26 protein-coding genes and 1 tRNA gene are annotated in these 26,605 nt (G+C 70.1%); 16 read left to right on the top strand and 11 right to left on the bottom strand.

The window, feature by feature from the left end; genetic code table 11:
* Positions 1 to 5: 5 nt before the first annotated feature.
* Positions 6 to 689, bottom strand: coding sequence for a response regulator transcription factor (locus tag LC438_RS05450; protein WP_223586046.1), 684 nt, complete (start codon positions 687 to 689; stop codon positions 6 to 8).
* Positions 690 to 785: 96 nt separating this feature from the next.
* On the opposite strand from LC438_RS05450, the gene LC438_RS05455 reads away from it, so the two are divergent.
* The 3 genes from LC438_RS05455 (at position 786) to LC438_RS05465 (ending at position 2,946) form a co-directional block, all read left to right on the top strand.
* The gene (locus LC438_RS05455; RefSeq protein WP_105674035.1) at positions 786 to 1,076 is read left to right on the top strand and encodes a hypothetical protein; all 291 of its coding nucleotides are present in this window, start codon (positions 786 to 788) and stop codon (positions 1,074 to 1,076) included.
* 147 nt (positions 1,077 to 1,223) lie between these two features.
* Positions 1,224 to 1,826 carry an FABP family protein gene (locus tag LC438_RS05460; protein ID WP_105674033.1) on the top strand — a complete coding sequence of 201 codons (603 nt, stop codon included), beginning with the start codon at positions 1,224 to 1,226 and terminating at the stop codon, positions 1,824 to 1,826.
* Between the two features lies 1 nt (position 1,827).
* Complete coding sequence (locus LC438_RS05465) at positions 1,828 to 2,946, top strand: folate-binding protein YgfZ (RefSeq protein WP_223586047.1); 1,119 nt, start codon at positions 1,828 to 1,830, stop codon at positions 2,944 to 2,946.
* A 162-nt stretch (positions 2,947 to 3,108) separates the two neighbouring features.
* On the opposite strand, the gene LC438_RS05470 is transcribed toward LC438_RS05465, so the two are convergent.
* Positions 3,109 to 3,939, bottom strand: a complete 831-nt coding sequence (locus tag LC438_RS05470) for a class I SAM-dependent methyltransferase (protein ID WP_223586048.1) — start codon at positions 3,937 to 3,939, stop codon at positions 3,109 to 3,111.
* 37 nt (positions 3,940 to 3,976) lie between these two features.
* Here LC438_RS05470 and LC438_RS05475 point away from each other — a divergent pair, with 37 nt between their 5' ends.
* Entirely contained in the window at positions 3,977 to 4,726 is a 750-nt protein-coding gene (locus tag LC438_RS05475; protein ID WP_223586049.1) for a phosphoglyceromutase, read from the top strand.
* 83 nt (positions 4,727 to 4,809) lie between these two features.
* On the opposite strand, the gene phoU is transcribed toward LC438_RS05475, so the two are convergent.
* Complete coding sequence (gene phoU, locus LC438_RS05480) at positions 4,810 to 5,520, bottom strand: phosphate signaling complex protein PhoU (protein WP_105674025.1); 711 nt, start codon at positions 5,518 to 5,520, stop codon at positions 4,810 to 4,812.
* Between the two features lie 199 nt (positions 5,521 to 5,719).
* On the opposite strand from phoU, the gene LC438_RS05485 reads away from it, so the two are divergent.
* Positions 5,720 to 6,949, top strand: coding sequence for a cell wall metabolism sensor histidine kinase WalK (locus LC438_RS05485; RefSeq protein ID WP_105674163.1), 1,230 nt, complete (start codon positions 5,720 to 5,722; stop codon positions 6,947 to 6,949).
* Positions 6,946 to 7,629 carry a response regulator transcription factor gene (locus LC438_RS05490; RefSeq protein WP_105674023.1) on the top strand — a complete coding sequence of 228 codons (684 nt, stop codon included), beginning with the start codon at positions 6,946 to 6,948 and terminating at the stop codon, positions 7,627 to 7,629. Before LC438_RS05485 ends, LC438_RS05490 begins: the two co-directional genes overlap by 4 nt.
* A gap of 67 nt (positions 7,630 to 7,696) precedes the next feature.
* Here LC438_RS05490 and LC438_RS05495 read toward each other — a convergent pair whose 3' ends face one another.
* Entirely contained in the window at positions 7,697 to 8,233 is a 537-nt protein-coding gene (locus LC438_RS05495; RefSeq protein WP_223586050.1) for a DNA modification methylase, read from the bottom strand.
* Between the two features lie 135 nt (positions 8,234 to 8,368).
* On the opposite strand from LC438_RS05495, the gene LC438_RS05500 reads away from it, so the two are divergent.
* The 7 genes from LC438_RS05500 (at position 8,369) to LC438_RS05530 (ending at position 16,003) form a co-directional block, all read left to right on the top strand.
* Positions 8,369 to 8,851, top strand: coding sequence for a CarD family transcriptional regulator (locus LC438_RS05500; protein WP_045255828.1), 483 nt, complete (start codon positions 8,369 to 8,371; stop codon positions 8,849 to 8,851).
* Positions 8,852 to 8,915: 64 nt separating this feature from the next.
* The gene (ispD, locus tag LC438_RS05505) at positions 8,916 to 10,094 is read left to right on the top strand and encodes a 2-C-methyl-D-erythritol 4-phosphate cytidylyltransferase (RefSeq protein ID WP_263294796.1); all 1,179 of its coding nucleotides are present in this window, start codon (positions 8,916 to 8,918) and stop codon (positions 10,092 to 10,094) included.
* A gap of 82 nt (positions 10,095 to 10,176) precedes the next feature.
* The gene (locus LC438_RS05510; RefSeq protein ID WP_223586052.1) at positions 10,177 to 10,767 is read left to right on the top strand and encodes a short chain dehydrogenase; all 591 of its coding nucleotides are present in this window, start codon (positions 10,177 to 10,179) and stop codon (positions 10,765 to 10,767) included.
* Between the two features lie 72 nt (positions 10,768 to 10,839).
* Complete coding sequence (cysS, locus tag LC438_RS05515) at positions 10,840 to 12,246, top strand: cysteine--tRNA ligase (RefSeq protein WP_105674015.1); 1,407 nt, start codon at positions 10,840 to 10,842, stop codon at positions 12,244 to 12,246.
* On the top strand, positions 12,239 to 13,246 hold the full coding sequence (gene rlmB, locus LC438_RS05520; protein ID WP_105674013.1) for a 23S rRNA (guanosine(2251)-2'-O)-methyltransferase RlmB: 1,008 nt from the start codon (positions 12,239 to 12,241) through the stop codon (positions 13,244 to 13,246). The genes cysS and rlmB overlap by 8 nt, the downstream gene beginning before the upstream one ends.
* Positions 13,247 to 13,257: 11 nt before the next feature.
* Positions 13,258 to 13,899 carry an NAD(P)-dependent oxidoreductase gene (locus tag LC438_RS05525; RefSeq protein WP_105674011.1) on the top strand — a complete coding sequence of 214 codons (642 nt, stop codon included), beginning with the start codon at positions 13,258 to 13,260 and terminating at the stop codon, positions 13,897 to 13,899.
* Between the two features lie 202 nt (positions 13,900 to 14,101).
* Positions 14,102 to 16,003: a VaFE repeat-containing surface-anchored protein gene (locus LC438_RS05530; RefSeq protein WP_223586053.1), complete on the top strand. Its 1,902-nt coding sequence runs from the start codon at positions 14,102 to 14,104 to the stop codon at positions 16,001 to 16,003.
* 69 nt (positions 16,004 to 16,072) lie between these two features.
* On the opposite strand, the gene LC438_RS05535 is transcribed toward LC438_RS05530, so the two are convergent.
* Both LC438_RS05535 and LC438_RS05540 read right to left on the bottom strand, forming a co-directional pair.
* Positions 16,073 to 17,380, bottom strand: a complete 1,308-nt coding sequence (locus LC438_RS05535) for a DUF4032 domain-containing protein (protein WP_105674007.1) — start codon at positions 17,378 to 17,380, stop codon at positions 16,073 to 16,075.
* Positions 17,381 to 17,466: 86 nt separating this feature from the next.
* On the bottom strand, positions 17,467 to 18,573 hold the full coding sequence (locus tag LC438_RS05540) for an ABC transporter ATP-binding protein (protein WP_105674005.1): 1,107 nt from the start codon (positions 18,571 to 18,573) through the stop codon (positions 17,467 to 17,469).
* A gap of 229 nt (positions 18,574 to 18,802) precedes the next feature.
* Here LC438_RS05540 and LC438_RS05545 point away from each other — a divergent pair, with 229 nt between their 5' ends.
* From LC438_RS05545 to LC438_RS05555, 3 genes are all read left to right on the top strand, one after another.
* Positions 18,803 to 19,756 carry a thioredoxin domain-containing protein gene (locus tag LC438_RS05545; protein ID WP_105674003.1) on the top strand — a complete coding sequence of 318 codons (954 nt, stop codon included), beginning with the start codon at positions 18,803 to 18,805 and terminating at the stop codon, positions 19,754 to 19,756.
* Positions 19,757 to 19,796: 40 nt separating this feature from the next.
* Positions 19,797 to 19,869 (top strand) — tRNA-Thr (locus LC438_RS05550).
* Positions 19,870 to 19,938: 69 nt separating this feature from the next.
* Positions 19,939 to 20,892, top strand: coding sequence for an aldo/keto reductase (locus LC438_RS05555; protein WP_223586054.1), 954 nt, complete (start codon positions 19,939 to 19,941; stop codon positions 20,890 to 20,892).
* Here the strand turns inward: LC438_RS05555 and LC438_RS05560 are convergent.
* From LC438_RS05560 to LC438_RS05580, 5 genes are all read right to left on the bottom strand, one after another.
* Entirely contained in the window at positions 20,889 to 21,584 is a 696-nt protein-coding gene (locus tag LC438_RS05560; RefSeq protein WP_105675606.1) for a response regulator transcription factor, read from the bottom strand. The genes LC438_RS05555 and LC438_RS05560 overlap by 4 nt on opposite strands.
* Positions 21,584 to 22,843: a sensor histidine kinase gene (locus tag LC438_RS05565; RefSeq protein ID WP_105675608.1), complete on the bottom strand. Its 1,260-nt coding sequence runs from the start codon at positions 22,841 to 22,843 to the stop codon at positions 21,584 to 21,586. The genes LC438_RS05560 and LC438_RS05565 overlap by 1 nt, the downstream gene beginning before the upstream one ends.
* A 9-nt stretch (positions 22,844 to 22,852) precedes the next feature.
* Positions 22,853 to 23,665, bottom strand: a complete 813-nt coding sequence (locus LC438_RS05570) for an ABC transporter permease (RefSeq protein ID WP_223586055.1) — start codon at positions 23,663 to 23,665, stop codon at positions 22,853 to 22,855.
* Complete coding sequence (locus LC438_RS05575) at positions 23,662 to 24,573, bottom strand: ABC transporter ATP-binding protein (protein WP_223586056.1); 912 nt, start codon at positions 24,571 to 24,573, stop codon at positions 23,662 to 23,664. The genes LC438_RS05570 and LC438_RS05575 overlap by 4 nt, the downstream gene beginning before the upstream one ends.
* Positions 24,574 to 24,656: 83 nt before the next feature.
* Positions 24,657 to 26,450, bottom strand: a complete 1,794-nt coding sequence (locus LC438_RS05580; protein ID WP_105675611.1) for a sigma-70 family RNA polymerase sigma factor — start codon at positions 26,448 to 26,450, stop codon at positions 24,657 to 24,659.
* Positions 26,451 to 26,605 lie beyond the last annotated feature (155 nt).

Here is a 26,605-nt window from a genome sequence, read left to right on the forward strand (position 1 = left end):
TTCCGTTACCGCGCGGCCACCACGCTGTCGTCGTCGTACACGTTGAACCGGTAGCCGACGTTGCGCACGGTGCCGATGATCTGCTCCTGGTCGCCGAGCTTGGCCCGCAGTCGCCTGACGTGCACGTCGACCGTCCTGGTGCCGCCGAAGTAGTCGTAGCCCCACACCTCGCTGAGCAGCTGCTCGCGGGTGAACACGCGGGAGGGGTGCGTGGCGAGGAAGTGCAGGAGCTGGAACTCCTTGTAGGTGAGGTCGAGCGGCTTGCCGCGCAGCTTGGCGGAGTACGACTGCTCGTCGATCGTGACGCCGGACGCCTGCACGCGCGAGGGCTCGGCGACCTCGTCGTGGCGGGCGAGTGCCAGCCGCACCCTGGCGTCGGTCTCGGCGGGCCCCGCCGTCGACAGCAGCACGTCGTCGACGCCCCACTCGCCCGACACCGCGCTCATGCCGCCCTCCGTGACGACCAGGAGCAGCGGGGAGTCCTGCCCCGCGGCGCGCAGCAGGCGGCACAGGGATTTCGCTCCGACCAGGTCGGCGCGGGCGTCGACGATGACGATGTCGTACTCGGGCGCGTTCACGAGATGGGCCGGCTCGGCGGGGATCTGGCGAACGCGATGGCTCAGCAGCTCCAGCGCGGGCAGGACGTGTTCTGAGTCGGGGGCGCTGGTCAGCACCAGGATCTGGGCCACGCGCTCTCCTCTCGGACGACGGACTTCGCCGTGCCGCCATGATACCGGGCGTCGAAGGTGACGACGTCTTCGAGACGGATGGGTGACAATAGAGCCATGACGGAACCCGCACTCGCGCCGCGCAACGCCTTCGTCGGCGTGTTCGTCGTCTGGGGGGCTGCGCTTCTCGCGTCGGTCGCCGTCGGCGTGTTCGTCCCGGAGGAGTGGCGGGTCTCCTGGCTCCTCGTCGCGTTCGGCGGACTCATCCTGCTCTCCTTCGCCGTGCAGCTCTGGTACGGCAGCACGCAGGGGTTCATCTTCCGCGTCGCGTGCAGCATCACCGGGGCGCTCCTGCTCACGGGGCTGATCTCGGTCGGATTCGGTCTGGCCGCCCTCGTCCCCGCCTGACCGGGGTGCGGTGGGGGTAGGCTGGACGCATGGATCTCGTCGCGCTCGAATTCTTCTTCATCGGCCTCCTGGGTCTCGCGAGCCTCGCCATCGCCTTTGTCTCGGTCGTGGTGCTGCGCAACCTCTTCCGCGGCCAGCGCTGAGCGCATGCTCGAGCTGCCCACCGACCTTCCCGCAGACCTCGCGCCCCTCGCCTGGCTGATCGGCGTCTGGGAGGGCACCGGCGTCATCGACTATCCGGTCGGCGACGAGCGCCTCCAGGGCGAGTTCGCTCACCGCGTGAGCTTCAGCCATGACGGCGGCCCCTTCCTCAACTACGCGGCGACGGCGACCTTCACCGGTCTCGACGAGGTCGCATCGATCCCGCTGACCGCCGAGAGCGGATTCTGGCGGCTGTCGCGACCGGCGACGGATGCGGATGCCGGACCTGCGCTGCTCCCGCCGACGGCGGAGCCCGTCGCTCGCGGCGTCGACGACGTGGAGTTGCTGCGATCGGCATCCGGAGGCTTCCCTCTCGAAGTGTCGCTCGCGCACTCGGACGGAACGCTCGAGCTGTACCTGGGCGAGATCAACGGTCCGCGCGTCGACATCGCCTCCGATGCGATCGTCCGCGGCGCCGGCGCCAAGGAGTACGGAGCGGCGTCGCGCATGTACGGACTGGTCGACGGCCACCTGCTGTGGGCATGGGATGTCGCCGCGCTCGGCACTCCGCTGCGCTCGCACGCCTCCGCGCGCCTGGCGAGGGTCTGAGATGACCGGCTTCGTGGCGATCGCCGGTGCGGTGTCGGGAGAGCACGGGATCGAGCACTTCGGAGACGCGTTCCGCGAGCAGCGGCGCCTCGCCTCGGGAGACGCGCTCGCCCCCCTGGGCGACCGCACCGTCATCGAGGTCTCCGGCCCCGAGCGGCTCGGCTGGCTCGACTCGATCACCTCGCAGGCCGTCGGGCGGCTCGCACCCGGCGACAGCACCGAGCTCCTGGTGCTCGATCCGCAGGGCCGAGTGGAGCACGCGGCCGGTGTGTTCGATGACGGATCGTCGACCTGGCTCATCGCCGACACGGCCGATGCCCAGCCCCTGGCGACCTGGCTCACCCGCATGAAGTTCCGCACACAGGCAGAGGTGACCGTCCGCGACGATCTCGAGCTGGTCGGCTTCGTCGACGGCGGTTCGGCTGCACAGGCGGCGGTGGCCGCGGCGGCAGCTCCGAACGACCTGCCCCTCGTCTGGGCCGACCCCTGGCAGCGCGTCAGCGCTGGAGGGCACCAGTACTCCGAGATCGCGGAGCATCCAGGAGCGGAGCTCGCCTGGCGCGTCGCGATCGTGACGACCGAGGGCGCAGAGGTGCTCGCCGCGTCCGTCGGACCGGATGCCGTGGCCGGCCTGCTCGCGACGGAGGCGCTCCGCGTCGCCGCCTGGCGTCCGCGCTGGGCCGCCGAGGTCGACGAGCGCTCGCTGCCGCACGAGTCCGACTGGATCCGCACGGCCGTGCATCTGAACAAGGGGTGTTACCGCGGGCAGGAGACGGTCGCGAAGGTGCACAACCTCGGCCACCCGCCGCGGCGCCTGGCCGCGCTGCACCTCGACGGCAGCGATGCCGTGCTCCCGGCCGTCGGAGACCCCGTGTTCGCGGGCGACGACGAGGTCGGGCGGATCACCTCGGTCGCTCGGCACCACGAGGACGGTCCCATCGCTCTGGCCATCCTGTCGCGCAGAGCTCCGGTCGGCGATCTCGTCGTGCGGACGGACGGAGCGGACATCGCCGCCTCTCAGCAGGTGATCGTCCCCGCGGACGCCGGCGCCACCGCCGACATCCCGCGGCTCACACGACTGTCGCGCCGCCCCAGCGCACCGGATCCGCGCGACGCCTGAGCCGCATCGTTGCGGGCGCTCAACCGTGGCACCGTTCGGGGCCGTATCGCCCCGGGTCGTTGAGCGAGCGGAGCGAGACGAGACGCGTCGGATGAGGGCTTTCCTCTCGGTCGCTGCGTTCCCTCGCTCAATGACCGAGGGGCGCTCGACGGCAGAGGCCGCTCAACGGGCGAGGAGCGGGGCCACGGCCTCCCAGGGCAGCGTGAGTTCGCCGAGACGCCAGCGGGTCTTACCGCCGAGAACGGGCCAACCCTGATCCTTCAGTGCCGACACCGCGGCGAGGAAGCGCTGCGTCGCGCCGAACGTCGACAGGGCAGCTGCACGGTCCCATTCGCGGTCCAGGTCGACGAGAAGAGCGTGCACGCGCTCGCCAGGGACGTTCCGGTGGATGAGAGCCTTCGGCAGCCGCTCGGCGACGATGCTCGGGCGTTCCAGCTCCGCCAGCCGCAGTGAGATCGTAAAGCGCACAGGCGCCCCGTCCTGCGTCACGTCGACCCAGCTCGCGATGCGGCCGATCTCATCGCATGTGCCCTCCACGAGCAGGCCGCCGGGGGAGAGCCGCGCCGCCATCGTGCGCCAGGCGTCCGGCACGTCGGACTCGTCGTACTGGCGCAGCACGTTCATCGCCCTGATCACGGCGGCGCGGCGTCCTGACGGCAGCGGCACCTCGAAGCCTCCGCGCCCGAACGACACGGCGAGGTCGCGGGGGAATGATGTGCGCCCCGCACGCACGTCATCGAGCTGCTCGGTCGCGAGGGTCACACGGGCGGGATCGATCTCGAGCCCTCTGACCTCGGCATCCGCCCTCACCCGCTGGAGGCGAGCGGCGAGCTCGAAGGCGGTGACGCCGCTCGCGCCGTAGCCGAGATCGACGACGAGGGGGTCGCCAGCGCGGCGGAAGGCGTCGCTCGCGGCGATCCAGCGGTCGTTGCGCCGGAGTCGATTGGTCCCCGTGGTGCCGCGCGTTGGCCGGCCGAGAGGAGATGACGCCATGAGTCAATCCTTCCAGCCCCGCCGATAAACTGGCTGCATGACTGCGACGCGCACCCTGATCCTGCTCCGCCACGGCCGGAGCGAGTGGAACGAACTGAACCTCTTCACCGGCTGGGTGGACGTCCGCCTGAACGAGCAGGGCAAGGCCGAGGCCCAGCGCGGCGGCGAGCTGCTCGCCGAGACCGGCATCCTCCCCGACGTGCTCCACACCTCGCTGCTGAGCCGCGCGATCCAGACCGCGAACATCGCGCTCGACGCGGCCGACCGCCTGTGGATCCCCGTGACCCGCTCGTGGCGTCTCAACGAGCGCCACTACGGCGCCCTGCAGGGCAAGGACAAGGCGCAGACGCTCGAGGAGTTCGGCCCCGAGCAGTTCCAGCTGTGGCGTCGCTCCTTCGACGTGCCGCCGCCCGTGCTCGACGACGACAGCGAGTTCAGCCAGGTGAACGACCCGCGCTACGCGGGCATCGACGGCGAGGTCCCGCGCACCGAGTCGCTCAAGCTCGTGATCGACCGTCTGCTGCCGTACTGGGAGAGCGCGATCGTCCCCGACCTCGAGGCGGGCAAGACCGTGCTCGTCACCGCGCACGGCAACTCGCTGCGCGGCCTCGTGAAGCACCTCGAGGGCATCAGCGACGAGGACATCGCCGAGCTCAACATCCCCACCGGCATCCCGCTGGTCTACGAGCTCGACGAGAACAACGTGCCGACGGGCCCCGGCCGCTACCTCGACCCCGAGGCCGCAGCCGCGGGCGCGGCCGCGGTCGCCGCCCAGGGCAAGAAGTAGCAGCAGCGGAGCTCGACGCCCCACCTGAACGACGACGCCCCACCTGAGTTGAGCACTCAGGTGGGGCGTCGTCGTGAACGGGGTCAGGCGTGGCCGAGGTCGGCCTGCTCCGCCTCCTGCTGCTCGACGGCGAGGGCGATGTCCTCTTCGTCGATCTGCCAGTCGCCGGTCGCGAGGTAGACGACCTTCTTCGCGACGGCCACCGCGTGGTCGGCGAAGCGCTCGTGGTAGCGGCTGGCCAGGGTGGCGTCCACGGTCGCGGTCGCCTCGCCCTTCCAGTTGTCGCTGAGCACCTTGTCGAAGACGTTCACGTGAAGCTCGTCGACATCGTCATCGGAGTTGCGGATGGCGTCCGCGAGGCGCAGATCCTGGGTGCGCAGCAGCTCGCTGAGCGTGCGCGCGATCTCGACGTCCAGCTCGCCCATGCGCTTGAAGGTGCCCTTGAGGCCCTTCGGGATGGCGCGCTCGGGGAAGCGCAGGCGTGCGAGCTGGGCGATGTGCTCGGACATGTCGCCCATGCGCTCGAGCGATGCGCTCACGCGCAGGGCGCTGACGACGATGCGCAGGTCGCGGGCGACGGGCTGCTGACGGGCGAGGATCTCGATGGCCTGCTCGTCCAGCTCGACGGCAAGCTCGTCGATCTTCGCGTCGTCGGCGATGACCTCCTCGGCCAGCGCGACGTCGCTCGTGGCGAACGCGCGGGTCGCCTTGTCGATCGAGACCGTGACGAGGTCCGCGATCTCCACGAGGCGGTTCTGCAGGTCCTCGAGGGACTGGTGGAAGACTTCGCGCATGTTGGGCGCAACCTTTCATTCGGATCTCGACGGCGAGAGCCGCGCGAGAGGGGAGGGCCGCACTCCCGCACAGGCCCGAAGCGATTGTGTGCCCCGAAGGTTAACGAACGGTGCCCAGCACGTGAATAGTACTTCTCCGGATGCCGTGGGCGCCCGGAAACCCGCCGAGCGGCCGGTGAACGCACTCTACGCTGGACTCATGACCCTGCCGCAGATCGCGCTGTTCTCGCTCGCCATCGGGCTGGCGATCGGCGTCGCGCTCTCGCTGCTCGTGGTCTGGGCCTACCGCGCTCGCGCCCGCGTCGTCGAGGAGACGTCGACCATCGTGCCCGACGGCGTCACCGATGTGCTGGGCAGCATGGACGACGCCGCGTGCGTGGTCGACACGTCGGGGCTCGTGCTCGCGGCATCCCACGCGGCGGCGCGCTTCGGCATCGAGGTCGGCGCCACCCTCGACAACGCCGAGCTGCGACAGCTCGTGCGCGGCGTGCGCAGCACCGGGGGCACGGCCACCGAGTCGCTCCGCATCACCCGGGGAGGGCTCAGCCTCGACCCCCGCCTCGTCTCCGCGCGGGCCAGCGTGATCAGCCCGCGGATGTCGCTGCTCATCATCCGCGACGTCACGGAGCAGGAGCGGCTCGATCAGATGCGTCGCGACTTCGTGGCCAACACCAGCCACGAGCTGAAGACGCCGGTCGGCGCGGTGACCCTCCTGGCCGAGGCGATCGAGTCGGCGGCGGACGACCCCGCTCAGGTGCGCATCTTCGCCGCTCGCATCTCCGCAGAGGCGTACCGGCTCGGACAGCTGACGGGGCGCATCATGAGCCTGTCGAGGCTGCAGGCCGACGACGGCCTCGGCGACGTCCGCCCCGTCTCGATCGACGAGGTGATCGCGGCATCCATCGAGGCGCATGCGGTCCAGGCGGACTCCGCCGGCGTCGACCTCGCCCGCGGCGGCGACCGCGGGGTGTGGGTGCGCGGCGACGCGCAGATCCTCATCGAGGCGGTCGGCAACCTCATCGCGAACGCCATCGTCTACTCGCCCAAGGGGTCGCGCGTCGGCGTCGGCGTGCGAGCCGACGGAGGCGTCGTGGAGATCGCGGTCTCCGATCAGGGCATCGGCATCGCCGAGGCCGACAGGGAGCGCATCTTCGAGCGCTTCTACCGCGCCGACGAGGCGCGCTCCCGGCGCACCGGCGGCACCGGCCTCGGGCTCTCGATCGTCAAGCACGCGACGCAGCGTCACGGCGGCGAGGTGCTGCTGTGGTCGCGCCCCGGCCGCGGATCAACTTTCACCGTCCGACTTCCCCGTATCGATTCGCCAGCTGCGGATGCGGGGAAGAAGGAGAAGAAGCGCAAGAAGAAGCGCGAGCGCAAGGCGGCCAAGGCCGCCGACGCGGTCCGCGTTCGAAACGGAGAGACAGTATGACCCGCATCCTCCTCGTCGAAGACGAGCCCGACCTCGCCGACCCCCTGGCCTATCTGCTGCGCCGGGAGGGGTACGAGGTCGAGATCGCCGAAGACGGACCCGGTGCGCTCACGGCGTTCCGCGAGCGCGGAGCGGACATCGTGCTGCTCGACCTCATGCTGCCGGGCATGCCGGGCACCGAGGTGTGCCGACAGATCCGCTCGACGTCCGCCGTGCCGATCATCATGCTCACCGCGAAGGACTCCGAGGTGGACATCGTGGTGGGGCTGGAGCTCGGCGCCGACGACTACATCACCAAGCCCTACTCCTCGCGCGAGCTCCTCGCCCGCATGCGGGCGGTGCTGCGACGGGTCGTGCAGGCCGACAGCGAGCTCGACGAGCGCGTCCTCGACGGCGGCCGGGTGTCTCTCGACATCGACCGGCACACGGTCTCCGTCGACGGAGAGCAGATCAACATGCCGCTGAAGGAGTTCGAGCTCCTCGAGGTGCTCATGCGCAACTCCGGTCGCGTGCTCACCCGGGGCCAGCTCATCGACCGGGTCTGGGGCAGCGACTACTTCGGCGACACGAAGACCCTGGACGTGCACATCAAGCGGATCCGCTCCCGCATCGAGCAGAACCCCGGCGAGCCGGTGATGCTCGTGACCGTGCGCGGACTCGGCTATCGGTTCGAGGGCTGAGCTCCGCGGACACGAGAGAGGCCGGCACCCGATGGGTGCCGGCCTCTTCTGCGTGCGCGGTGCTGCGTCAGTTCGACGGCGCGGGAGCCGCGGTGTCGGTGGGGACGGGCGTCGGCGACGGCTGGGGCTTGTCGGCGGAGGGCACCAGGTCGGAATAGTAGGGGAGCGAGCCGTCGAGGACGGGGATCTGCGCCTTGGTGCCGGTGCTGTCGCCGGACTGGAAGTGCACCTCGACCGTGCTGCCGGGCATGGCGCCGAGGTCGGAGATGCGCAGCGCGTCGTCGGCCTTCGTGCCGAGGCTCACGGTGCTGCCGCCGGGGACCGTCACGGCGAACGGATCGTTGCCGTCGAGCGTGATCGTCATGGTGGCCTTCTCCGTGGTCGGGTTGACGATCGCGGCGACCAGGTTGCCGAGCGAGCCGTCTTCGTTCGCGACGATGAAGGCGTTGCGGACGACCAGCGGGCCGGAGGCGTCGGAGACGTTCACGCCGTCGGACGCCGCATACTCGATCTTGGTCGACTGCGGGGTGATGAACGTGCACCCGGTCGCGCCGAGCAGAACGAGGGCGCTGATGGCGGCAGACGCGACGATGCGCGATTTCACGGGTCCTCCTGAGGTCCGGCGGGATATCCGCCTCCCATTCTATGGGTAAGTCGAGAGCGCCCGTGGATGAGGGGGCGCGAACCTTAGCGCATAATCCCTGTGGTATCCTTGAGGTTGCCGAAAGGACACGTTTTTATGCTTTTTGAGGTTGGCGAGACCGTCGTCTATCCGCACCATGGCGCTGCGACCATCATCGAGGTCAAGGAGCGCATCATCAAGGGTGAGGCGAAGAAGTATCTGAAGCTCAACGTCACCCAGGGTGATCTGATCATCGAGGTTCCTGCAGAGAATGTCGACCTGGTCGGCGTCCGCGACGTGATCGGCAAGGAGGGCCTCGACCACGTGTTCGAGGTGCTGCGTGCTCCGTTCACCGAGGAGCCCACCAACTGGTCTCGCCGTTACAAGGCGAACCTGGAGAAGCTCGCATCGGGTGACGTGATCAAGGTCAGCGAGGTCGTTCGCGACCTGTGGCGCCGTGACCAGGACCGCGGTCTCTCCGCTGGTGAGAAGCGGATGCTGGCGAAGGCTCGCCAGATCCTCATCTCGGAGCTGGCTCTGGCCGAGAAGATCGACGAGGACAAGGCGGGCGCGCTGCTCGACGAGGTCCTCGCCTCCTGAGACTCTTCGTGAAGGGCGGATGCTTCGGCATCCGCCCTTTTCTCATGCCCGGTAGCGTGTGAGCATGCTTCCCGTTCCGCACACCGCGATCATCGTCGTCGCCGCAGGCTCCGGCACCCGCCTGGCAGGGGGAGCGCCGAAGGCCTTCGTCGGCATCGACGCCCACTCGATCCTGCGCCACGCCCTCGACGGCGTGTTCGCGGCGGCTCCTGCGCAGGTCGTCGTGGTCGCGCCCGCCGGATTCGAAGGGGATGCCGAGAGCGAACTGCTCGCCGCCGCCGGCGAGCGGGCCGACCTCGGCCGTATCGTCACGGGCGGCGCGACGAGACAGGAGTCGGTGGCCGCCGGCCTCGCGGCCCTGTGGGGCGATGTGGAGACCGTGCTCGTGCACGACGCTGCCCGAGCGCTCACACCCGCTGCGGTGATCGACGCGGTCGCCGCGGCCGTCGACGACGCCTCGGGCGTGATCCCGGTCCTGCCGGTGGTCGACACCCTGAAGCGGGTCGACGAGCACGGGGTCACCGGAGCCGTCGACCGCTCCGAGCTCGCGGCCGCGCAGACGCCGCAGGGCTTCCCCCGTGCACTCCTGGAGTCGGCTTACGCCGAGGCGCGGACGGCGGGGGTCGAGTACACCGACGACGCCGCCCTCTTCGCGGCCGCCGGGCACGCGGTGCGCCACATCCCCGGGTCAGAGCGCGGCTTCAAGATCACCACACCGGCAGACCTCGAGCGGGCGCGGCATCTGCTCTCGGCACCGATCCGGTCCGCAGGCGCGGTCCGCGTCGGCATCGGCACCGATGTGCACGCCTTCGGAGGGGAGGGCGATCTGTGGCTGGCCGGGCTTGTCTGGCCGGGGGAGCAGCCGCTCTCCGGACACTCGGACGGGGACGCCGTCGCCCACGCGATCGTGGACGCCCTGCTCGGGGCCGCCGGCCTCGGTGACATCGGTGAGCACTTCGGCACGGCGCATCCGGAGTACGCCGGAGCGCATGCGCCGGTGTTCCTCGCCCGCACCAGGGAGATCCTCGAGGCGGCGGGCTTCGCGATCGGCAACGTGTCCGTCCAGTTCCAGGGCAACAGGCCGCGCTTCAGCGGACGCAGATCAGAAGCGGAGGCCGTGCTCTCGGCCGCCCTCGGGGGCGCCCCGGTGTCGGTGACGGCGACGACGACCGACGGCCTGGGCTTCCCCGGACGCGGGGAGGGCATCGCGGTCACGGCGATCGCGATGGTCCACGCCTCCTGAACCACGGGCGCCGCGCCGTGCGGGAATGCCGGACGGCGTCCCCTCGTTGCCCGTTAGCGTGACCACGGCAGAAGGAGTCGAGTTGAAGATCCTCATCATCGGAGCATCAGGGCATGTCGGGCGTGCGGCGCAGGCCGCGCTGGAGGGGCACGAGATCATCGCCGCCTCCCGGAGCGGGAACCCCGCCGTCGACGTGACCGACCCGGCATCCATCGCGCGCCTGTTCGACGAGGTCGGCGCCGTCGATGCCGTCATCGCGGCGGTCGGGAGCGTGCCGTTCGCCCCGCTGTCCGAGCTCGGACGCGACGCGTACGAATCGGCCTTCCGGGGCAAGGTGCTCTCGCAGCTCGACATCGTGCGGATCGGGACGCCCTTCGTGCGCGACGGCGGGTCCTTCACCCTCACCTCCGGCATCCTCGCCAGGGAGCCGATCGCGACCGGGGCTGCGGCATCCCTCGCCAACGGGGCGCTCGAGTCGTTCGTCCTCGGGGCGGCGCCCGAGCTTCCGCGCGGCATCCGCATCAACGCCGTCAGCCCGTCCGTGCTGGAGGACGCGCCGTCGTACCACTCGTCCTTCCCCGGATTCATCCCGGTGTCATCGTTCCGGGTGGGTCAGGCGTACGCGAAGAGCGTCCTGGGCGTGCAGACCGGGCAGGTCCTGCCGGTCGACTGAGGCCGCTCCACGCCGCGTGACGCATTGCGGCGCGCCCAGGCTTCGCGACGGCGCGCCCGGTAGGCTTGTGCGGTGACTCTCCGCCTCTACGACACCCGCGCACAGCTGCTGCGCGACTTCGTGCCCCTCGATCCCGAGAACGTCACGATGTACGTGTGCGGACCCACGGTGCAGTCGGGCCCCCACATCGGGCACGTCCGCGCAGCGCTCAGCTTCGATCTGCTGCGTCGCTGGCTGTCGTACGACGGCACACGTGTCACGTTCGTGAGGAACGTGACCGACATCGACGACAAGGTCCTCGCGAACGCGACGGATGCCGAGCCCTGGTGGGCGCTCGCGTACCGGATGGAGCAGGAGTTCACGAGCGCGTACTCCGCGATCGGCATCCTCCCGCCCACGTACGAGCCGCGGGCGACGGCATCCGTCCCGCAGATGCAGGAGCTGATCTCGACGCTCATCGAGCGCGGACACGCGTATCCGGCGCCCGACGGCTCCGGCGACGTGTACTTCGACGTGCGCTCGTGGGCGGAGTACGGCTCCCTCACGAACCAGTCCGTCGATGCGATGGAGGCGGCGGCCGACGCCGACCCGCGCGGCAAGCGCAACCCGCAGGACTTCGCGCTCTGGAAGGGCGCCAAGCCGGGCGAGCCGGCGGACGCCACCTGGGCTTCGCCGTGGGGACCCGGTCGCCCCGGCTGGCACATCGAGTGCTCGGCCATGTCGCGCCGTTACCTCGGCGACGCGTTCGACATCCACGGCGGCGGACTCGATCTGCGCTTCCCCCACCACGAGAACGAGCTGGCGCAGTCGACGGCCGCGGGCCTCGGGTTCGCGCAGTACTGGGTGCACAACGGTCTCGTGACCGTCGGCGGGCAGAAGATGTCGAAGTCCCTCGGCAACTTCACCCTGGCGTCCGACGTGCTGAAGACGCACGAGCCGCTCGTGGTCCGTTACGCGCTCGCCGCCGCGCACTACCGGTCGAGCCTCGATCTCACCGACGCGTCATGGGCCGAGGCCGAGGCGGCGCTCGGACGGATCCGAACCTTTCTCGAGCGCGCCGCGCGCGTTGTGGACCCAAGCGTGAGGCCCACACTGCCGCCACCCTTCGTCGCGGCAATGGATGACGATCTGAACGTGCCAAAGGCGCTTGCCGTCCTTCACGCGACCGTGACCGCCGGAAACACGGCTTACGGCTTCGCGGGAGATCCGGGTGTTGAGATCGAGAGCACATTCCAAGACGTTGTGGGCATGACCGATGTACTCGGTATCAACCCGCTTTCGTCCGAGTGGGGCTCGAAAGGCGAGGGTGCCACGGCATCCGCTCTCGACGCGCTCGTGCAGACGATGATCACCCAGCGCGCCCAGGCGCGTGCTGACAAGGACTGGGCGGCGGCGGATCGCATCCGTGACGCGATCGCCGCCGCAGGAATCACGCTGGAGGACTCTCCGGCCGGAACTCATTGGAGTATCGATGGCTAAGCCAGGCAACCCCTCAGCGGGCAAGGGCAAGAAGAAGGGCCCGAGCAAGGGCACGGGCGGACTCGGACGGAAGGCCCTCGAAGGCCGCGGACCGACCCCGAAGGCGGAGGACCGCGCCTGGCACCCGGCGGGCAAGCGCAAGGCCGCGGCCGAGCGCTACGCCGCGTCCGGAGGAAAGGGACGGCCGGGCCAGCGCCAGGCCGCTGGTGGGAACCCGAACCGCTCGGCGAGGGCGAAGGACAACACCACCGAGACCGAGTTCGTCACCGGCCGCAACTCGGTGCTCGAGGCGCTGCGCGCGAAGATCCCCGCGACGTCGTTCTACATCGCCCAGCGCGTGGAGATGGACGACCGCGTCAAGGAGATGCTGTCGATCGCCACGCACCGCGGCATCCCGGTCCTCGAGGTGACTCGCCAGGAGCTCGACCGCATGGCCGGGTTCGACGGCGTGCACCAGGGCGTGGCCATCAAGGTGCCGCCGTACGAGTACGCGCACCCGCAGGATCTGCTGGAGAAGGTCATCAGCCGGGGGCAGGTTCCGCTGTTCGTCGCTCTCGACGGCATCACCGACCCGCGCAACCTCGGCGCGATCATCCGCTCGACGGCGGCCTTCGGCGGACACGGCGTGATCCTTCCGCAGCGTCGCTCGGCCGGGGTCAACTCGGCGGCGTGGAAGACGAGCGCAGGAGCAGCGGCGCGCATCCCGGTCGCTCTCGCCACGAATCTCACGACCATGCTCAAGGAGTTCAAGAAGCAGGGCGTGTTCGTGCTGGGGCTCGACGGAGACGGCGACGTGATGCTGCCCGACCTGCAGCTGGCAGACCGCCCCGTCGTGATCGTCACCGGGTCGGAGGGCAAGGGGATCTCCCGCCTGGTCGCAGAGACCTGCGACCAGATCGTGTCGATCCCGATCTCGACCGCCGCCGAGTCGCTGAACGCCGGCATCGCGACCTCCGTCGCGCTGTACCAGGTCTCCACCACCCGCAACGCGAAGAAGTAGGAAGGCACCCCATGGCTCGCATCGTCGTCCTCGGAGGCACCGGCTACGCCGGTCGTCACATCGTCTCGGAGGCGGTGAGCCGTGGGCACGATGTGGTCGCCGTCTCGCGCTCCGTCCCGTCCGACCGGGTGGAGGGGGCCGACTACGTGCAGGGCTCCGCTCTCGACCTCGCGTCGATCGCCGACGCCTTCACCGGTGCCGACGCGGTCGTCTCGGCGCTGTCGCCCCGCGGTGACATGGCCGACAGGGCGTTGGAGGCCCTCGCCAACGTCGTCGCGCAGGTCAGCGGAACCTCCACCCGTCTCGGCGTCGTCGGAGGCGCCGGCGGCAGCCTGGTGGCTCCGGGAGGCCCGCGTCTGTTCGACCTCGACTTCCCCGAGGAGTACAAGCACGAGGCGCAGGTCGGCATCGACTCCCTCGCGCTGCTGGAGGCGACGGATGCCGGAGTCGACTGGTTCTTCATCCACCCGGCCGAGGTCTTCGGCCCCTGGGCGGAGGGCGAGCGCACCGGCAGCTACCGTGATGGCGGCGACGTGATCGTGCGCGACGCGGAGGGCAAGTCGTACATCTCCGGTGCCGACTTCGCGGTCGCCGTGGTCGACGAGATCGAGCAGGGCAACCATCACCGCGAGCGGTTCACCGTCGGCTACTGACGCGTCGCCGCCGGGTCAGCGGGCGGCGCCCATTACGTGATCTGCGTCCTTTGACCCCCAGAGGGGGTCAGGAACCCTTCGTCCGTTGCTGTCCCCTGTTCGCCGCTCCCAGACTGATCGCGAGGGCTCAGTCAAGGGGGAGCCCTCTATTCAGGGGAGAGTGCGCACTCGTGCGCCCGCGTGACAAGGATGCTGACCTATCGTGAAGACGACCGCTTCGACTCGTAAGACGAGAGCGGGGAGGGGCGCTGCGGCGCTGCTGCTCGCACTCACCGCTCTCATACCCGCTGCGTTCGCCGCACCCGCGGTCGCGGCGACCGACATCGCGCCGGGAGACCCGGTCTGGGTGGGGTCGGCTTCGCAGGGCTACTCGGGCACTGCCATCCACCCCGTGTACGTTCCCGTGCCGGCCGACACGGCCAACCCGGGGACGGCCGACTACTGGGCGTACTGCATCGAGCACGATGTCAGCCGCCGCACCGGCACCAGCGCGGTCGTCGGCGACTTCTCGTCCTATCTGGGGGCGAATCTCTTCACCGACCCGGCCGTTCAGGCAAAGGTCCACTGGGTTCTGACGCACTCCTATCCGGCGATCGACCTGGTCGCTCTGCAGACCGCCGCCGGAGTCACGAACCTCAGCGTCAGCGACGCCGTCGAGGCGACGCAGTATGCGATCTGGCGATACACCGACCTGGGTTGGGATGCTGCCTGGGCCTGGGAGACCCCCAACTCCGAGGCGGTGTACTGGTACCTGGTGAACGGGGCCAACGCCGACCAGAATCAGACGCCCCCGACCACGGCGGACATCGACGTCTCCGTCGCCGGCCCTGCGGGCGCCGGAGCGGCGGGCTCGCTCTTCGGACCGTTCACGGTCTCGACGAACCAGGCCACCGCGGCCGTGACCTCGAGCCCCGCCCACGCGTTCACCGACGCGGCCGGGAACCCGATCAACGCCAACGCCGTCGTCGACGGTCAGCAGGTCTTCCTCGATCTGCGCGGCTCGACGGTCGCCGGATCCGCCACGGTCACCGCGACGGTGGCAGGGGCCGACGGCACCGGTCTCCTCGTCTCGACCCCCGTCGTCGGCAGCACCACGCCCACGGCGGCGGCGCACCGTCAGTCGCAGATCCTCGTCGCGGCCTCGACCGCGACGACCTCGGCGTCGGCGCAGGGCGCCTGGGCCGCGGCCGCTGTTCCGGCCATCGGCACGACGCTGACGGATGCTGCGGACGAAGATCACGTCCTCGCCTGGAACGGCGGCAGCCTGATCGACACGATCGCATACACCGGACTGACCGTAGGCCAGCAGTACACCGTCTCCGGTGAGCTCATGATGAAGGCGGACGTCTCCGCGACGGGTATCACGGGGGCGACGACCTTCACGCCGACCGCCGCAGACGGCACGGTCGAGGTCTCGTTCACGGTTCCGAGCGGTTACGCAGGGGAGTCCCTGGTCGCCTTCGAGGCGCTGTACGAGGGGTCGACGGCGACGGGCACTCCGGTCGCGGTCCACGAGGACATAGACGACGTGGATCAGACCGTGGCCGTGGAGGCGCAGCCTCTCGTCCCCGCGATCGGCACGACGCTCCTCGACGGCGCCGACCAGGACCACACCCTGGCCTGGGGCGGAGGAACGGTGATCGACACGATCGCGTACACCGGACTGACCCCGGGCGTGGAGTACACGGTCGCCGGTGAGCTGATGCGCAAGTCCGACGGCTCTGCGACGGGCATCACGGCGACGGCGACGTTCACGCCGACCTCCTCGACGGGAAGCATCGCCGTGAGCTTCACGGTGCCCACCGGTTACGCGGGATCGACGCTCGTGGCGTTCGAGACCCTCTACCTCGGGGCGACGGCATCGGGAACCCCGGTCGCCGCGCACACCGACATCGAGGATGCCGCGCAGACCGTGGTCGTCGAGAAGCAGCCGGCGGCTCCTGCCGGTCCCTCGACCGGCTCGAACGGATCGACGGGCTCGACGGGAGGGCTCGCCGCGACCGGCGGAGCGCTGCCCGTGGTGCTGACGGCGGCGGGAGTCGTCGCGATCCTGCTCGGGACGATCGCTCTGATCCGCCAGCGCCGGACGCGCGACCAGGTCTGAGCACCTCCTGAGACGAGAAGGGCCGGTCGGTGACGAGACGTCACCGACCGGCCCTTCCGGTCTGCGCGGTCAGACGAGGTCGCGCCAGTCGACGTCGTCGTCCTCGTCGTCGGCGATGGGGGTGACCCCGGTGATCACGGGGAGGCTCATGGTCTCGGTCGGCGGACCCATGATGGTCGCCTCATCGCGCCGGTGCCTCAGGACCTCGTTGATGTAGCTCGTGAGCACCTCGGCGAGGGGGACCGACCGGCCCTGCGCCTGCGACAGGTACCACCGGTGCTCCAGAACCTGGTGGAACACCTCCGCCGGTTCGAGCTTGGCACGCAGCTCGTAGGGGATGGCCCGCACGACGGGCTCGAAGACGCGCGTCAGCCACTCGTGCGCGTACATCTCCTCATCCGCCCACTGCTTGGTCGAGCGGGCGCGGAACTCGTCGAGGTCGTTGAGGAGGCGACGTGCCTGGTTCTCCTCGACGTCGAGCCCGGTGAGGCGGATGAGCCGACGCTGATGGTGACCGGCATCCACGACCTTGGGCTGGATCTCCACGACGGTGCCGTCGGAGGTGGTCGACATCGACATCTCGTCGATGTCGAACCCGAGGGCGTTCAGCCGCTCCACGCGCTCGGTGATGCGCCAGGTCTCGGCGGAGGAGAACGACTCCTGGGCGGTGAGCTCGGCCCACAGCGAGCGGTAGGAGGACACGATGCCGTCGGCGATCGCGATCGCGTCGACGCCCCGCTCCAGGCGCCCTCCGGCGGCGAGGTCCATGATCTCCCCGGCGATGTTCGTGCGGGCGAGGTCGAGGTCGTAGGCGCGCTGCCCGTCGGTGAGGCCCTCCTCGTGCAGCTCGCCGGTCTCGGCATCCACGAGGTACGCGGCGAAGGCTCCCGCGTCGCGGCGGAAGAGAGTGTTGGAGAGCGAGACGTCGCCCCAGTAGAAGCCGACGTTGTGCAGGCGCACGAGCAGCAGGGCGAGGGCATCGACGAGCCGCGTGGCGGTGTCGGGGCGCAGCACGCGCGTGAACAGCGCGCGGTACGGCATGGAGAAGCGCAGGTGCGACGTCACCAGCGCCGCGGGGAGCGGCTCGCCGTCGGCATCCGTCCTACCGGCGATGACCGCGACCCGGTCGACGCACGGGACGGCGAGGCGGGCGAGGTTGCCGAGCATGTCGTACTCGCGCCGGGCCATCTCGTCGGTCGTCTCCTTGACCGCGACCACGCGCCCGGACAGGTCGGCGAAGCGCACCAGATGGCGGGAGAGGCCCTTCGGGAGGGACACGATGTGCTCGGACGGCCACTTGGCCAGCGTGGTCGACCAGGGCAGCCCGAGCAGTCCTGGGTCGACGGTGCTGGCGGTGATGCGTAGAGCGTCCTGCATGGTTCTCCTGAGGGGGATGGGTGCCGGGGGAAACGACGCGGCGCGGGGCGACCAGAAGGTCGACCCGCGCCGCGATGCTGCAGAACTCAGGAAGCCGAGACGACCGGCTTGTCGTTCAGACGCTCACCCGACTCGCTGTCGAACGCGTGCACGTGGCCCGCGTTCGCAGCCAGCGTGACGGTCTCGCCGGCGTTGGGGTGGCTGCGGCCGTCGACGCGAGCGACCAGGTCGGTGCGCTTGCCGTTGATCTCGGTGTGACCGTAGAGGTAGCCGTCTGCGCCGAGCTCCTCGACCAGGTCGACGACGACCGAGAGGCCCTTGCCGTCGGCCGGGCCCACGGTGATGTCCTCGGGACGCACGCCGACGGTGACCTGCGAGCCGTTCGCGCGGCCCACGGTGTCACGGTCGAGCGGGACGACCTCGGTGCCGAAGCGCACGCCGCCCTCGGCCAGGTCGGCCGTGAAGAGGTTCATGGCCGGGGAGCCGATGAAGCCGGCGACGAACACGTTGTTCGGCTTCTCGTAGAGGTCACGCGGCGAGCCGACCTGCTGGAGCAGACCGTCCTTGAGGACCGCGATGCGGTCGCCCATGGTCAGAGCCTCGGTCTGGTCGTGCGTGACGTAGACGGTGGTGACGCCGAGGCGGCGCTGCAGCGACGCGATCTGCGTGCGGGTCTGGACGCGGAGCTTGGCGTCGAGGTTCGACAGCGGCTCGTCCATGAGGAACACCTGGGGCTGACGCACGATCGCGCGACCCATGGCGACACGCTGACGCTGGCCGCCCGAGAGCGCCTTCGGCTTGCGGGTCAGGTACTGCTCGAGGTCGAGGAGCTTCGCGGCCTCAAGGACGCGGGAGGCGCGCTCCTCCTTGCCGATGCCGGCGATCTTGAGCGCGAAGCCCATGTTCTCGGCGACGGTCATGTGCGGGTACAGCGCGTAGTTCTGGAAGACCATGGCGATGTCGCGGTCCTTCGGCGGGACGTCGGTGACGTCGCGCTCGCCGATGAGGATGCGGCCGGCGTTGACCTCTTCGAGGCCTGCGAGCATGCGGAGCGACGTGGACTTACCGCAACCGGAAGGGCCGACGAGGACGAGGAACTCGCCGTCTCCGACCTCGAGGTTCAGCTTGTCGACGGCGGGACGCGTGCCGCCGGGGTACAGGCGGGTGGCCTCATCGAAAGTGACAGATGCCATTGCATTTCTCCTTCACCGGCAGGTACGTGCCGGACGATCCGTAGTGATAGAGCGGCGGAGCGACCCGCCGTGACCCGTCGTTGGGTCGGGATCAGTATGACAGACAAACCCGCACCTGGGTATTTCCCAGACTGGCTGGTTAGCATCGAATCCGGCCGCGTCAGCGGCGATCGTCGCGTGAGGCGGCGTTCGGGGCCACCCTGCCCCCGTGAGACTGTCAAGAGGAACGATGTCGAGCGACGAGACGCCGAACGTCCCCACCCCTCGCAATTCGCGTGAGGCCGTGCGGGAGAAGGCACAGCAGGTGCACGCCCAGCAGTCGAGGGCGCGCCTGATGCGACGGATCATCATCGGAGCGGTGGCCATCGTCGCCGTCGGCGCGATCGGCACCGCCGTGACGCTCGCCGTGTCCGCGCAGGTGACCAAGCCGCAGCTGACGCCGAGCGGGCTCGAGGGCGACGGCATCCTCGTCTCCGACGTGACCGCGGCGACCGTGTCCAGCGACGCCCTCGCGACGCCGAGCGCCGAGCCCTCCGAGACCGGCACCGAGGACGCTCCGACTCCGGAGCCGACCACCGCGAACACGGTCGACATCCACATCTACGTCGACTACCTGTCTCCCGACGCGGGAGTCTTCGAGCGCGCGAACGCCCGACAGCTCACCAACTGGATCACCCAGGGCGCGGCGACCGTCACCTACCACCCGGTCGCGCTGCTCACCGCCAGCTCGAACGGCACCAAGTACTCGCTGCGCGCGGCCGGCGCCGCAGCCTGCGTCGCGACGCACTCGCCCGCCCAGTTCTACTCGTTCAACCACGACCTCCTCGAGAACCAGCCCGAGGTCAACAGCGACGGGATCAGCGACTCCAAGCTCGCGGACGCCGCCGCCGCGGTCGGCGTGAGCAGCGCCAAGGCCGTGCGCTCCTGCATCGAGAACCAGGACTACGTGACCTGGGCGAAGGAAGCGACCTCGCGCGCGCTGGAGGGTCCGCTCGTCGGCTCCGACGACCTCGTCCTCACCGCCGCCCCGATGATCGTCGTGAACGGCGAGGCCTACGTCGGCGCTCTCGACGACCCGGCCGAGTTCTCGCAGTTCGTGCTGACCGTCGCCAGCGACGCCTACTACGAGTCGACCGCGACGCCGACGCCGACTCCCACCCCGACCGCCACCCCCGCGCAGTAGTTCGGCGCACCTCGCCGCCATCGCTAAGCTGGTGGCATCCGCCGACTTGGCGCAATTGGTAGCGCACCGTACTTGTAATACGGGGGTTACGGGTTCGAGTCCCGTAGTCGGCTCAGTTCACGGGGATCGCAACACGGCGTCACAGCGGAAATAACCGCCGCCCATCGCCGGTTGTGCCGAGCATGACCCGCATCGGAAACAGTGACCTCGACGTCCTCCCCCTCTCGCTCGGCGGCAACGTGTTCGGCTGGACCGCCGATCGCGACGCCTCCTTCGCCGTCCTCGACGCCTTCGCGGAGGGCGGCGGCGACTTCATCGACACCGCCGACGCGTACAGCGCCTGGGTGCCGGGCAACAGCGGCGGCGAGAGCGAGACGATCATCGGCGAGTGGCTCGCCTCCCGCAAGCCGGAGGGTGTCGTCGTCGCCACGAAGGTGAGTCAGCACCCCGACTTCCGCGGGCTCGCGGCCGCGAACATCCGCAACGCGGCCGAAGCCTCGCTGGGCCGCCTGGGCGTCGACGCGATCGACCTGTACTACGCGCACTTCGACGACGAGACCGTTCCGCTCGAGGAGACGGTGGGAGCCTTCGGGCAGCTCGTCGCCGACGGGCTCGTGCGTCACGTCGCCGTGTCGAACTACTCGGCCGAGCGCATCCGCGAGTGGGTGGAGATCGCGCAGCGCACCGGCGTCGCCCTTCCCGTCGCGGTGCAGCCGCACTACAACCTCGTGCACCGCAACGACGTCGAGGAGAGCATCATCCCGGTGGCGGAGGAGTTCGGTCTCGGACTCGTCCCGTACTACTCCCTGGCGAGCGGATTCCTCACGGGCAAGTACCGCTCGACGGATGCCGACGGCCAGGGGTCGCCGCGTGCCACGGGCGCCGCGAAGTACGCGACCGAGGCAGGTCTGCGCATCATCGACGCGCTGGAGGAGATCGGGAACGCGCACGGCGCCTCGATCGCGGCGACGTCTCTCGCGTGGCTGCGGGCGCAGCCCACGGTCGCGGCCCCGATCGCGAGCGCGAGCAGGGTGGAGCAGGTCGCCGATCTGCTCGCCGGCGCGCGGCTCGAGCTCGCCGCCGACGAGGTGGGGCTCCTGAACCGCGTCTCGGAGTGGACGCCCGCGCGCGCCTAGCTGCTTGGCGCCTCGGCATCGCCTCCGATGCCGAGGCGGTGGGCGAGGATCACCGCATGGATCCGATCGCGTGCCCCGAGCTTCGACAGCACGCGGCTGACATGCGTCTTCACGGTGGACTCGCTCACGAAGAGCGCATCGGCGATCTCGGCGTTGCTGAGCCCCCGCGCGATCGCGAGGAAGACGTCGTTCTCACGATCGGTGAGGGCGCGGAGCAGCTCGGCATCCTCCGCATGCGGTTCCTCGCTCTTCGACGCGCCCAGCTGCGGGGAGACGTGGTCGAGCAGCATCCGCGTGACCCGGGGCGACAGCGCCGCGTCTCCGCGGTGCACCGCGCGGACGGCGGCGATCATCTCGTGGCGCTGGGCGTCCTTCAGCAGGAAACCGCTGGCTCCGGCGCGGATCGCCCCGAAGGCGTACTCGTCGAGGTCGAACGTGGTGAGCACGAGCACGCGGGTGCCGGGATGATCGCGCACGATGGCCTCGGTCGCCGCGATGCCGTCGAGGCCCGGCATCCGGATGTCCATGAGGACGACGTCGGGCCGGAGCGCGGCGGTCTGGGCGATCGCCGTGCGGCCGTCGCCGGCCTCTCCGATCACGACGAGGTCGCTCTCCGCCTCGATCACCATGCGGAATCCGAGCCGGATCAGCTCCTGGTCATCGACGAGGAGCACGCTGATCTGCTCTGTCATCACTTCCTCTTCTCCGAATCGTCCGCTGTCCTGGTGTCGAGGGGAATCGTCGCGCGCAGCCGCCACCGGGAGCCCTCCGCGCGACCGTAGTCGATGCGGCCCTGCACGTGCGCGACCCGCTCGGCCAGCCCCCTGAGCCCGAACCCCGACGGCGCGGTGGAGGGCACGGCTCCGTCGTTGACGATCTCGATCGTCACGTCGTCGGCGGAGTTCTCGACCCGCACGGCGATCGTCTTGGCCGTAGGGGCGTGCCTCATCGCGTTCGTCACGCCCTCCTGCACGATGCGGGAGACCGCGTGCTCGATCGCGGGGCTCAGTTCCGCGCTCCCGGAGGTGGAGAGGGTGACGGGGAAACCCGCCCGCTGCGCGTTCACCACCGTGTCGTGCGGAGCAGGCGCGGTGATGGGCGCCAGCGGCAGCGGAGCGTCATCGTCGCGCAGCACGCCGAGCATCGAGCGCATCTCGCCCAGGGCCGAGCGGGCGGTGTCGGCGGCAGCAGTGGCCGCGGCGCGGGCGCGGGCGGCATCCGGCGTGGCCGCGGCTCCCTCCGAGAGGGCGACGATCACGGTGAGCGAGTGCGAGACGATGTCGTGCATCTCCCGGGCGATCCGTGCCCGCTCGGCGGCCGCAGCCAGCTGAGCCTGCTGGTCTCGTTCGATGAGCAGCTGCCGTGAGCGGTCGATGATCGCAGCGACGTAGCGTTTGCGGCCACCAACGTTGATGCCGATGAGCGTGCCGATGAGGGCGACCACCAGGTTTCCGATCAGCGCGTTCAGGGCGGTCTGGAGCGAGATCGCTCCGACCCCCGCCAGCCCTCCGGCGACGACGGCCAGCCCGGCCAGCCCGTACCCGAGTCCCGCCCAGGCGGCGCGGGTCGACACGTACACGGCGAGGGAGTACGCCGCCACCGTGACCATGGGCGTCCCCCCGGGAGCACCGAGGAAGAGGAAGAGCACCTCGGCGGCGAACGCCGCGGCGAACGCGACGATCGGATGCCGGCGCCGGAAGAGCAGCGTGACGCAGGCGACGAGGACCGAGAGCGGGATCAGCACCGCGATGACGATCCCGAACGGCTCGGGGAGATCGGGGGAGGAGTCTCGGCTGGGAACGATCGAGACCAGCAGACAGAACAGGGCGATCAGCACATCCGCGAAGAGCGGGTGCCGTGCCCAGAAGCGGCGGAACAGCCCGGGAGGACGCGGCAGCCGCAGCCCGTCGTCCTCGCGGACGTCGGCGCTGCGGCTGCGCGTCTTCTTCACGGAGCGACTCTACGCGTCGCGAGTGCGCAGCACCGCCCAGGCGCCGAGCATGCCAGCGACCACCCAGCCGGCCAGCGTCAGGTAGGGCACAGGTCCTTCGAGCGTGGCGCCGTCGGGGAGGATCGCGCTCTGCGCGGCCGCGACGGGCAGGTAGGTCGCGGCATCCATCACCCACTTCCACGTCTCGCCGGCGAAGGCGAAGAAGTTCGCCACGATCGGCAGCACGAACAGCAGACCGACCGTCGCCGCGATGGCGCCGGCGCCGGAGCGCAGGATGAATCCGAACGCCACGCCGATCAGGGCGAACACAGCCATGGCGAGCGACGAGACCAGGATCGGCAGGAGCGAGGCGGATGCGTCGGACCAGTCGATGCTCTGCTCACGACCGGAGACCACGAGCGACACCGCGAGCGCAGCGGCGCCGAAGATGATCAGCGACGACACGAACAGGAACGTGGCGAGCACGGTGGCCTTCGCGGCGAGGACGGAGCCGCGCACGGGGTTGGCGGTCAGCGTCGAGCGGATCATGCCGGTGGAGTACTCGCCGGTGACCGAGATCGCGCCGAGGATGCCCGCGAGGAGCATCGTGAACTGGATCGGCATGACCACGGCGTTGATGGGGTCGAAGCCCGGAACGTCGATGGCCTGGGCGATGAGCATCGCGATGCCGATCGTGAGGACGGCGGTGATCGCGATCGACCACCAGGTCGAACGGACGGTCGCGAGCTTGATCCACTCGCCCTTCAGCGCGCGGAGGAACGTCAGGCGCTGGCCGGAGCTCGTGCGGACGGGAGCCGCAGGAGCGGCCTGGACGGCGGTCATGAGATCTCCTTGGTGCGGTACTCGACGGAATCGCCGGTGAGCGCCAGGTAGGCGTCCTCCAGCGAACCGGTGGTCGGGGTGAGCTCGTGCAGCGGGATGCCGCGATCGGCGGCGAGGTCGCCGATGCGGGATGCCGGGAGCCCGACGATGTCGAGGAGACCGGGCTCGGTGGTCACGATCTCGACCGCGGGACCGGCGACGGCCGCGGCGAGGTCGGCGGCGCGGGGGGTGCGCACGCGCACGGTGTTGGTCGTCCATGCGTGCACCAGCTCGGCGAGCGGAGCGTCGGCGAGGACCTGTCCGCGTCCCATGACGATGACGTGGTCGGCGGTCTGCGCCATCTCGCTCATGAGATGGCTCGACAGCAGCACGGTGCGCCCCTCGGAGGCGGCATGGCGGACGAACTGTCGCACCCAGCGCACCCCCTCGGGGTCGAGGCCGTTGACGGGCTCGTCGAGGATCAGGGTGTGCGGGTCGCCGAGCAGAGCCGAGGCGATGCCGAGCCGCTGCCCCATGCCGAGCGAGAACCCGCCCGCACGCTTGCGGGCGACGGGACCGATGCCGGCGAGATCGATGACCTCGTCGACCCGGGAGGAGGGGATGCCGTGCGTCGCGGCCATCGCCCGCAGGTGGTTCCGCGCCGTGCGTCCGGTATGGACGGCCTTCGCATCGAGGAGCACGCCGACCTCGGTCAGCGGCGCCTTCAGCTTGCGGTACTCGCGCCCGGCGATCGTCGCGCGGCCCGACGTCGGCTGGTCGAGACCGACGATCATGCGCATGGTGGTGGACTTGCCCGCGCCGTTCGGCCCGAGGAAGCCGGTGACGCTTCCCGGCTTGACCGTGAACGACACGTCCTGGACGGCGGTCTTGTCTCCGAACCTCTTCGTGAGGCCTTCAGCTGTGATCATGCCCTCCACGCTAGGCGGCGGCATCTCGACCTCGCGTCCTCCTCAGGTACCGTTCTCGGCGGCGGCATCCCCCGTGCGACGGACTACGGATCGACGATGTCGAAGGTCATGTCCTCGGGATCAGGGCCCCACGGACCGAAGATCACGTCAGGGTCGTAGACATCGGCCGCATGCTCCTCCGGAGGCCCCCAGAAGCCGTCGGCGTCCAGGGCGCGGAAGGTGAACCAGTACCAGCCGACCGCATTCATGCGCAGCCGCTTGACCGCGTGCCCTGTCGCGTCGAGTGCGAAGACCGCCGTGTGCCCCTCCATCGTCGAGACGTAGATCCGTCCGTTCGCGGGACCCGTGGCCGAGATCACGATCCCGGTGGTGCTGGCCTCCTCGACCAGCATGTCCTCCATTCCCGTGAGCTCTTCGAACCCGGCCACGACGATGGGCAGCACGGTGAAGCTGCCCGTCGTGGCCGGCGACTGGTTCTCGGCGTCGAAGGACCAGGCGCGGTAGTCGTATGTCCCGGCGGCGAGCTGGAGGGCACGGGGCTCGAACGTCCAGGCGCCGTCCGCGGCGACGGCAGGTGTGTACCGCCGACCGTCGACCTCGACGGCGACGGCGGACCCGGGCGTCGCCGTGCCCGCCAGCGTCGGCGGAAGGTAGCCCGAGTACCCGGACGGAGTGGTGACGCCGGGTGTCAGCGCGGATGTCGGCTCCTCCGCCGGTCCGGGGGTCGTGCCGGGCGCGGTCTGCGGGCGATCGGGAGCCGTCGGCAGATCGGCGTCCGGATCGTTGACGAGATCGACGGAATCGATGGAGGGGTCGGCGTTGCGGCGTCCGAGGGTCGGGGCGTGAGGTCCCGTCGTCGGAGCCGACGACGGGAGCGCATCCGTCCCCCCGGACCGCGGCCCGGCGGTCTGCGGGGCGGTGACCACCGGACGCGAAGAGGTCGCGTCGATCGCCGAGGGCGCCGCCTCCACGGGGGCGCCCACCAGGATCGCCGCGAGGAGCAGTCCGCCGATCGAGAACGCGCCCACTCCGCCGGCGAGGAGGCTGGCCACCCCGAAGCCCGTCGACGCCGTGATGAGCGCTGCCGCTGCCGCCGTGCCGGGGGCCAGCGCGGAGCCCGACGGGATCGCGACGCCGAGGGCGCCGAAGCCGACGGCGGAGAGCGTGACGCCCTGCAGGCGGCGGGCATCGCTGCGCAGGCTCAGCAGCAGCTCGCCGCATCGGACGCACGAGTCCACGTGGGCGGAGATCTCGGCCGTGAGGTCGGCATCGTCGGGCTCGGTGAGATGGCGGGGGAGGAGCCGCGCGACGTGATCGGGATCATCGCGCAGCAACGCGGGGACCTGCTTCGTGAGCCACTGGAACCTCAGCCCCGATCGCGCCCTGCGATGGAGTGCGGACACGGCGTTCGGTCTGATCCCGAGCTCCTTGGCGATCTCGGGACGTGCGACGTCGGCGACCTCCGCCAGCCACAGCACGCGCTGCCAGCGCTCCGGCAGCTCCTGGAAAGCACCGAGGAGCTCGTTGGCGTCGGCTTCGCGCTCGACCAGGCTCAGGGCGTCGCGGAAGTCGATGCGATCGGCGTCGGCCGTATCGTCGACGCGGTACGCCTCCGTGCGCCATCGGATCGCGATGTTGCGGATGACCGCCTTCAGATACGACCGGAACGCGAACTCCGGACCCTTGTCGGTGGTCGTGACCTGCTGATAGATCGCGAGGAACGCCTCCGAAACGAGGTCCTCGGCACGAGAGGGGAGCAGCCGCGACGCCTGCCGCAGGGCGGCGCCGATGTGCCGCTCCCACAGCACGACGTACGCATCGCGATCACCGTCGCGCAGGGCGCGGAGCAACTCGGCGTCGCCACGAGAATCTTCCACGCTTTCCCTCCCAGAAAACGCACGCTCATTCCCCCGACGAGCAGACGATCGATCGCTCGCGCCGGGTGGGCGACGGGCGGTCGATTGGACTTCTCCTCATGATAGGAGTCGCGTGCGTCGGTGCAGCCCCACCGGACGCCCCACGCGTCCGCCGA

The organism is Microbacterium sp. OVT16B, from assembly GCF_019969705.1.
In the GTDB taxonomy this organism is placed as follows: Bacteria; Actinomycetota; Actinomycetes; order Actinomycetales; family Microbacteriaceae; genus Microbacterium; species Microbacterium natoriense.